General features: G+C 65.9%; 7 protein-coding genes. 1 reads left to right on the forward strand and 6 read right to left on the reverse strand.

Features of this window, described 5'->3' with window-relative positions; translation table 11 throughout:
• Nucleotides 1-349: 349 nt before the first annotated feature.
• The 6 genes from aroG to AC1DQP_RS12865 all read right to left on the reverse strand — a co-directional run bounded on the left by aroG (nt 350) and on the right by AC1DQP_RS12865 (nt 5,544).
• Nucleotides 350-1,423, reverse strand: a complete 1,074-nt coding sequence (aroG, locus tag AC1DQP_RS12840) for a 3-deoxy-7-phosphoheptulonate synthase AroG (RefSeq protein WP_478051730.1) — start codon at nt 1,421-1,423, stop codon at nt 350-352.
• Nucleotides 1,424-1,689: 266 nt separating this feature from the next.
• The gene (locus AC1DQP_RS12845) at nt 1,690-2,037 is read right to left on the reverse strand and encodes a DUF6616 family protein (protein WP_457318161.1); all 348 of its coding nucleotides are present in this window, start codon (nt 2,035-2,037) and stop codon (nt 1,690-1,692) included.
• A gap of 13 nt (nt 2,038-2,050) precedes the next feature.
• The gene (locus tag AC1DQP_RS12850; protein ID WP_457318162.1) at nt 2,051-2,794 is read right to left on the reverse strand and encodes a DNA alkylation repair protein; all 744 of its coding nucleotides are present in this window, start codon (nt 2,792-2,794) and stop codon (nt 2,051-2,053) included.
• The gene (locus tag AC1DQP_RS12855) at nt 2,791-3,285 is read right to left on the reverse strand and encodes a MarR family winged helix-turn-helix transcriptional regulator (protein WP_457318163.1); all 495 of its coding nucleotides are present in this window, start codon (nt 3,283-3,285) and stop codon (nt 2,791-2,793) included. Before AC1DQP_RS12855 ends, AC1DQP_RS12850 begins: the two co-directional genes overlap by 4 nt.
• A 232-nt stretch (nt 3,286-3,517) precedes the next feature.
• Complete coding sequence (gene groL, locus AC1DQP_RS12860; RefSeq protein WP_478051731.1) at nt 3,518-5,167, reverse strand: chaperonin GroEL; 1,650 nt, start codon at nt 5,165-5,167, stop codon at nt 3,518-3,520.
• Between the two features lie 89 nt (nt 5,168-5,256).
• Nucleotides 5,257-5,544: a co-chaperone GroES gene (locus AC1DQP_RS12865; RefSeq protein WP_256775965.1), complete on the reverse strand. Its 288-nt coding sequence runs from the start codon at nt 5,542-5,544 to the stop codon at nt 5,257-5,259.
• 624 nt (nt 5,545-6,168) lie between these two features.
• Here AC1DQP_RS12865 and AC1DQP_RS12870 point away from each other — a divergent pair.
• On the forward strand, nt 6,169-7,935 hold a 1,767-nt coding region (locus tag AC1DQP_RS12870), incomplete at its 3' end, for an endonuclease (protein ID WP_478051732.1).

The raw sequence follows: 7,935 nt of genomic DNA on the forward strand, positions 1-7,935 counted from the left end.
GCTGGCGGTGTTGGCACGCCGGGCCGACGCGGTACGCGCGCGCCGCGCGGCCCGGATCAGGGTGGCCGCGTACCGCGGCAGCCGCGCGCACGGCAGCGCGGCCAACCACGCGCGTCGCGCGCGCAGTACCCCTTTGATCACGCGTGTCCGCCCATCCCGCCAGGACGTTACCGCGTGTAGAGCCACCCCATGGGTGGCTGCACGCGGACCGCGGCGGACGAGCAGCCACCCATGGGGTGGCTCTACACGCGGTAACGTCCTGGCGGGATGGGCGGACACGCGTGATCAACGTGTTCCTGCGCGCGCGACGCGCGTGGTTGGCCGCGCTGCCGTGCGCGCGGCTGCCGCGTTACGCGGCCTCGCTGATCCGGGCCGCGCGGCGCGCGCGTACCGCGTCGGCCAGGCTTTCCAACACCGCCAGCGAGCTCTCCCAACCAATGCAGCCATCGGTGATGCTCTGGCCGTAGGTCAGCGGCTGCCCGTCGACCAGATCCTGGCGACCGGCCACCAAGTGGCTTTCCACCATCACCCCGACGATGCGCTCTTCGCCGTTGGCCAGCTGTGCGTTGATGTCGGCGATGACCTTGGGCTGGTTTTCCGGGTTCTTGCTGCTGTTGGCGTGGCTGGCATCGATCATGATGCGCGCGGCCAGGTGCGACTTGGCCAGGGTCTGACTGGTCGCTTCCACATGCGTGGCGTCGTAGTTGGGCGTCTTGCCGCCGCGCAGGATGACGTGGCAATCCGGGTTGCCCGCCGTGGCCACGATGGCGGTGCCGCCTTCCTTGGTGACCGACAGGAAGTGGTGCGGGTTGGAGGCCGCACCGATCGCGTCGGCGGCGATCTTGATGTTGCCATCGGTGCCGTTTTTGAAGCCGACCGGGCACGAGAGGCCCGAGGCCAGTTCGCGGTGCACCTGGCTTTCGGTGGTGCGCGCGCCGATSGCGCCCCAGGCGACGAGGTCGGCGAYGTACTGCGGGGAGATCACGTCGAGGAACTCCACGCCGGCCGGCAGGCCGAGCTTGTTGATATCACGCAGCAGGCCGCGCGCCACACGCAGGCCCTTGTTGATGTTGAAGCTGCCGTCCAGGTCCGGATCGTTGATCAACCCCTTCCAGCCCACGGTGGTACGCGGCTTTTCGAAGTACACGCGCATGACGATTTCCAGCTCGTCAGCAAAGGCATCGCGCAGCGGCTTGAGGCGCTGGGCGTACTCGATGGCGGCGACCGGATCATGGATCGAGCACGGCCCGATCACCACCGCCAGGCGGTCGTCGCGGCCGTGCAGGATCTCGTGCAGGGCCGCGCGCGAGGCGCTGACCGTGGCGGAGGCTTCATCGTCGCAGGGCAGCATGGCCAGCAACTGGGCCGGCGGGGTCAACGGTTCGATCTTGCGGATGCGCAGGTCATCGGTGTGCGGGGGCATGGGGAAAACTCCTTGGAAGTGGGGGTCCCCAGCGCGGCGGCAACAAAAAAGCCGCCAGGTGCGCTGGCGGCTTTCGGGAATGCGTCTGAAGCTTTCTTCAGGGTGAGCGCATGCCTTCCTCCGCCGGTGGCTTCGGAAAGTAATACCAAAAGTAGGAATTGGCGTGGCGTGCGTTCATTGGGGAGTATTGATAACACAGCTTCTGCGCGGCGCAAAATGTTTCAAACGCAACTGGCCAGCGGCATTCAGCCGTGGCCGCGACGTCGCTATGCCTTGGGCAACGCAGCCAGCTCGGCCAGGTGCTGCTGCAACCCACCCGCGCCGCCGACGACATGCGTAGTGGTGAAATAGCTGTGCCAGCCGGTGGCATCGATCGCGGCCAGCAATGCATCCGCGTCCTGGCGTTCGCTGCACTGCCATACCGCATAGAACTGCTCGGCACGGGTATGCGGCACGTCCTGGTCGATGGGACCCATCGCCAGTGGCGTGATCCTGGCCGGGTCCACGTGCTGCATGCCTGCGCCGATGCGGGCGAAGAAGGCCGCACGCGACAAGGCGTCGAGCGCGGTCCAGGCGGGGGTGGCGGTGTAGAGCTCGATCAACATGTACGACATGGCATTCCCAGGGTCAGAGTGAGCGCAACGCGCGCTTGCGAATGTAGGTATTGGCGAGATGGTCGGCATGCCGCAGCTGCCAGCCATCGCACAGCGCACGCACCCAGTCGGGCTGGCTCTTGCCGGCATCGTTGAGCCAGTTGCCCACCGAGTCCTGCACGTAGCGCGATGCATCGCAGCACAGCGCATCGAGCAGCGCGGCCGCGTGCTGTGGTTCCTGCTTGAGCAGCGTGATATGCGCCGCCCACACCCCGCGCGGGCGCAACGCTTCGCACGCGAAGCGGCGCACGTTGGGCGAAGGATCGGCGGTCCACGGCTGCAGATGCATGAGCACCCGCAGCGGCTCGGCGGCGATGTGCGGGCGTACGGCCAGCCACGCCCATTCGCGTACGCCGAAGTGGCTGTCATCGGCGAGCGCGCGCAGCGCATCGAGTTTGTGTTCCAGCGACAGGCGCGGGTCGCTGCCGATCAGGTAGCAGGCCCAGCCACGCACGGTGTCGCTGGTGTGCGTGGACCAGTGCGTGGCATCGCCAAGCGCGTGTGCGCGCAGCAACGTGGCCGCGCCCTGCATGCGCAGGGTGATGCCGCTGCTGGCGGCCTTGCGCATGTTGGCCACGGCAGCCGCCGGCAGTGATGGGGCGACGTTGCTCAGGAGACGGGCGAAGTCCACGGCGAGGACCTCGGCCAGGTGGGTAGCCTCGGCATTGCCACCATCGAGTTGTGCGCGGCGTTCGCGCGACAACGCCTGTGGTTTCATGCGGCGCTCCCGGCATCGGTTCGCGCCCATATCCGGCACAGCATGCCGCTGAGCAGCGTGCGTTCTTCGTCGCTGAGATCGGCGAACAGGGTACGGATCCACTGCGTGTGCTGGTCAAACAGCTCAACCGCGAGGGCTTGCCCTGCGGCGGTGAGGCTCACGTTGACCCGACGCTTGTCGGCCGGATCAACGTGACGCTCCAGCAGTGCATCGCGCTCGAGACCATCCAGCAGGCCGGTGACAGTGGCGCGGGTGACACCGGCGCGCTCGGCCAACTGATGCGGCGACAGCGCTTCGTCCGCGCCCTGCAGTAGGAACAGCATCACGAAGCGGCCCTCGCTCAGGCCCAGCGGTGCGAGCCGGTGGGCACAATCCTGGTCGATCGCGCTGGCCAGCGACAGCAGCTGGAAGCACTGTGACAAGCCGTCGAGTTCGGACTGTCCGCGGCGTTTGAGTTCGGTCAGGAAAGCGTGGTGTTTAGGTTCGAGCACGATGCGTCGACAACATGATTAGTCACCTAATCATATCGTCAACTTCGCGGACTGCAATGTTCATTGACGGACGCCCCGCTGATTTGCGCTGGGACAATCGTAATTCCCATCGCGCAACGAAAAACCCCGCCTTTCGGCGGGGTTTTTCGTACTGCGTTGGCGCATGGCGGGTACCGACCAACGGTCGGTACCTACCGGACCGATGCGTGCCGGCCGGGGGCCGGCGCCGGCATCAGAAGTCCATGCCGCCCATGCCACCCATACCGCCCATGCCGCCACCGCCGGCGCCAGCGCCGTCATCCTTCTTCGGGGCATCGGCCACCATGGCTTCGGTGGTGATCATCAGGCCGGCGATCGAGGCCGCGTTCTGCAGGGCCGAACGGGTCACCTTGGTCGGATCCAGGATGCCGAACTCCAGCATGTCGCCGAACTCACCGGTGGCGGCGTTGTAGCCGAAGCTGCCGGTGCCTTCCTTGACGCGGTTGACGATGACCGACGGCTCTTCACCGGCATTGGCCACGATTTCGCGCAGCGGGGCTTCCATCGCGCGCAGGGCGATCTGGATGCCGTGGTTCTGGTCTTCGTTGGCACCCTTCAGGCCGCTCAGCGCGGTGACCGCACGGACCAGCGCGACGCCGCCGCCCGGGACCACGCCTTCTTCAACGGCTGCACGGGTAGCGTGCAGGGCGTCGTCGACGCGATCCTTCTTTTCCTTCATTTCGATTTCGGTCGAGGCACCGACCTTGATCACGGCAACGCCGCCGGCCAGCTTGGCCACGCGTTCCTGCAGCTTTTCGCGGTCGTAATCGGACGAGGTGTCTTCGATCTGGGTCTTGATCTGGGTGACACGCGATTCGATGTTGGCCTTCTCGCCGGCGCCATCGATGATCGTGGTGTTTTCCTTGGAGACCTGCACCTTCTTGGCGCGGCCCAGGTCCTTGATCGTCGCCTTTTCCAGCGACAGACCAATTTCCTCGGAGATCACGGTGCCGCCGGTCAGCACGGCCATGTCTTCCAGCATCGCCTTGCGACGGTCGCCGAAGCCCGGTGCCTTGACGGCCACGACCTTGACGATGCCACGGATGGTGTTGACCACCAGGGTCGCCAGCGCTTCGCCTTCGATGTCTTCGGCGATGATCAGCAGCGGCTTGCCGGACTTGGCCAYGCCTTCCAGCACGGGCAGCAGGTCGCGCACGTTGGAGATCTTCTTGTCGTGCAGCAGCACGTACGGATCGTCCAGGTCAGCGGTCTGCGACTGCTGGTTGTTGATGAAGTACGGGGACAGGTAGCCACGGTCGAACTGCATGCCTTCGACGACGTCCAGCTCGTTTTCCAGGCCCGAGCCTTCTTCAACGGTGATCACGCCTTCCTTGGTCACGCGGCGCATCGCTTCGGCGATGATGTTGCCGATCGATTCGTCGGAGTTGGCCGAGATCGTACCGACCTGGGCGATCGCCTTGTCGTCGGTGGTGGGCTTGGAGATGTTCTTCAGCTCGGCGACGGCGGCGATGACGGCCTTGTCGATACCGCGCTTGAGGTCCATCGGGTTCATGCCGGCCGCGACGGCCTTGGCGCCTTCGCGGATCAGGGCCTGGGCCAGCACGGTGGCGGTGGTGGTGCCGTCGCCGGCGTCGTCGTTGGTGCGGGAAGCAACTTCCTTCACCATCTGCGCGCCCATGTTCTCGAACTTGTCAGCCAGTTCGATTTCCTTGGCGACAGACACGCCGTCCTTGGTGATGGTCGGGGCGCCGAAGCTCTTTTCGAGCACGACGTTGCGGCCCTTCGGGCCCAGGGTAGCCTTGACGGCATTGGCGAGCACGTTGACGCCGCGCACCATGCGCGAACGGGCATCTTCACCGAAACGAATATCTTTGGCAGCCATTGCGATTACCTTTTATGTGGAGCCGGGCCAAGCCCGGCTGCTTGAATGGGGGAGATTGCGGAAGCGCCGGCACGGGCCGGCGGCATCACTCAGCCGAGGATGGCGAGGATGTCGTCTTCGCGCAGGACCTTGTACTCGACGCCTTCGGACTTGTAGCTGCTGCCGGCGTACTGGCCGTAGATGACCTTGTCACCGACCTTCAGCGACGGCGCGCGGACGCTGCCGTTGTCCAGGGGCTTGCCCGGGCCGACGGCCACGACTTCACCCTTGGTCGACTTTTCCTTGGCGGAATCCGGAATCACGATGCCGCCGGACGAGATTTCGTCGGCTTCGATCGGCTTGACTACGACGCGGTCATGAAGCGGCTTGATGCTCATGTGAGACCCTTTTAAGTTGTTGATTGGTCTAGGAAAGTCTGGCGATGTTAGCAGTCACCCAGGGCGACTGCCAACCACGCTCACGAAAAAACCCGACGGTGCGGGTACGGAGCAGAGATGGTGCTGGGCGCGCGCCTTTCAAGGGGGAGGGTCGAAATTTTTCCGGGCTGCGTTTGGGGCGAGGGCAAAAGCAAAAGCAACGCATCCTGTCCCCGTTCGGGACTGCCGCGAGCGTGAGGGCCCCGTCGCGGCCGGTAGGCCCCTGGCGCAAATGTCCCCCGGCCTGGCGGCCTCCTCCTTTATTTTGCCCAGGAGCCTACCGCCCGCGATGGGGCTCGGCTCGCGGTACGTTGGCCGAAGACCGGCTTTTCTGATTTCGGTCGGGGGGTCGGGCGCTGGGCCCCCATGCCCTTGGAGGCGAAATAAAGGAGGAGGCCGCTCCGCGGCCGGGGGACATTCGCCGGAAAGGGCCTGGGGGCCCAGCGCCCGACCCGCCGACCGACCGCCGCCCCCCATTTTCTTGACGTACGTCTCACTGCGGAAGGCCAATCCCGACATATCGATAGATGTGTCATCTGGATTGATTAGATTCGGCCGGCGATACCCAATCACAAGGAGACGTAGATGAGGTTGCTCACACCGCTGTCCCTGGGATGCCTGCTGGCATTGGCCGGCACCGCCCAGGCGGATGTATTCATCAATGAACTGCACTACGACGACAGCACGCCGGCCGGCGATGTCGGCGAGGCCATCGAGGTAGTGGCCACCGCCGGGGAGGACCTCAGCGGCTACCGCCTGTACCTGTACAACGGCAGCAACCCGTCGGCGGCAGCGGTCTACGCCAACAACGCGATCCCGTCCGGCACCGCGGCCGGTTGCGGCAAGGCCACCCTGGCCACGGTCACCTACCCCAGCAACGGTATCCAGAACGGGTCCAACGACGGCATCGCCCTGGTCGATGCCAGCGGCAAGGTCGTCCAGTTCATCAGCTACGAAGGCACCATCACCGCCGCAGGCGGCCCCGCGGCCGGCCTGACCAGCCAGAACATCCCGGTCAGCGAGAGCAACAGCACCGCCCCGGGCACGTCCCTGCAGCTGACCGGCAGCGGCAGCCAGTACACCCACTTCACCTGGGCCGAATCGGCCGGGCAGACCTTCGGCGCGTGCAACAACGGCCAGACCTTCAGCGGCACCGGCGGCAGCGGCCCCAATACCCCGCCCTCGGTCAGCGCCACCACCCCCGAACAGGGCGCCAGCACCTTCCCGTCGGCCGCCGATCTCAGCGTGACCTTCAGCGAGACGGTCAACCTGGCCAGCGGCGCCTTCGTGCTCAGCTGCGGGCAATCCGGTACGGTGCCGCTGACCCACGCCAGCAGCGGCAGCCGGTTCACCCTGTCCACCAACACTGCGCTGATCGCCGGCGAAGCCTGCCGCTTCGACATCCGCGCCACCCGCGTCAGCGATGCCCAGGGCGCCCATCCCGCTGCCGATACCCGCATCGCCTTCACCGTGGCCACCACCACCGGCAATCCGGACCCGGGCAATCCCGGTAATCCCGGCGAGTACTACTCGCGGGTCAACACCAGCAACCCCAGCCAGCTGCGCTGCTCCCTGCACGAGACCATCAAGGGCCACACCGCCTACCCGTACAGTGGCTCCGGCACCAGCACCTGGACCATCCTGGAGATCGCCGATGAGGATCCCAACAACAGCGGCAAGATCCTCGATGCCTACCGCAACCACAGCTACACCAAGGTCAGTGGTCGGGCGGGTACCGGCAGCGGCCTGACCTACAACCGCGAGCACACCTGGCCGAACTCGCTGGGCTTTGCCAGCACCACCGGCGACAAGGGCCTACCGTATGCGCCCTACACCGACACCCACATGCTGTACCTGACCGATGCGCAGTGGAACGCCGACCGCGGCAACAAGCCGTTCGGCAAGTGCGACAGCAACTGCGGCGAGCGCGCCACCGAGGCCAACAATGGCGTGGGCGGCGGYAGCGGCGGCTACCCGGGCAATTCCAACTGGGTGCGTACCCCCGACGGCAACACCGGCACCTTCGAGGTGTGGGGCCGACGCAAGGGCGACATGGCGCGGGCAGTGATGTACATGGCGATCCGCTACGAGGGGGGCAAAGACGCCAAGACCGGCCAGTCCGAGCCGGACCTGGAACTGACCGACGACCGCAGCAAGATCGTCAAAACGGCCGCATCGCCGGCCTACATGGGCCTGCTCTCGACCCTGATCGAGTGGCATCTGTCCGACCCGCCGGATGCGGCCGAACGCGCCCGCAATGAAGTGATCTACAGCTTCCAGGGCAACCGCAATCCGTTCATCGACCACCCCGAATGGGCCACCCCGGGCCTGTTCACCTCGGCCAAGCCGACC

This window comes from Stenotrophomonas sp. P5_A8 (assembly GCF_056400545.1).

Coding starts and splice junctions, on each gene's coding strand:
- AC1DQP_RS12845 (WP_457318161.1), bottom strand. CDS start 2,037: ATGTCGTACATGTTGATCGAGCTCTACACCGCCACCCCCGCCTGGACC.
- AC1DQP_RS12850 (WP_457318162.1), bottom strand. CDS start 2,794: ATGAAACCACAGGCGTTGTCGCGCGAACGCCGCGCACAACTCGATGGT.
- AC1DQP_RS12865 (WP_256775965.1), bottom strand. CDS start 5,544: ATGAGCATCAAGCCGCTTCATGACCGCGTCGTAGTCAAGCCGATCGAA.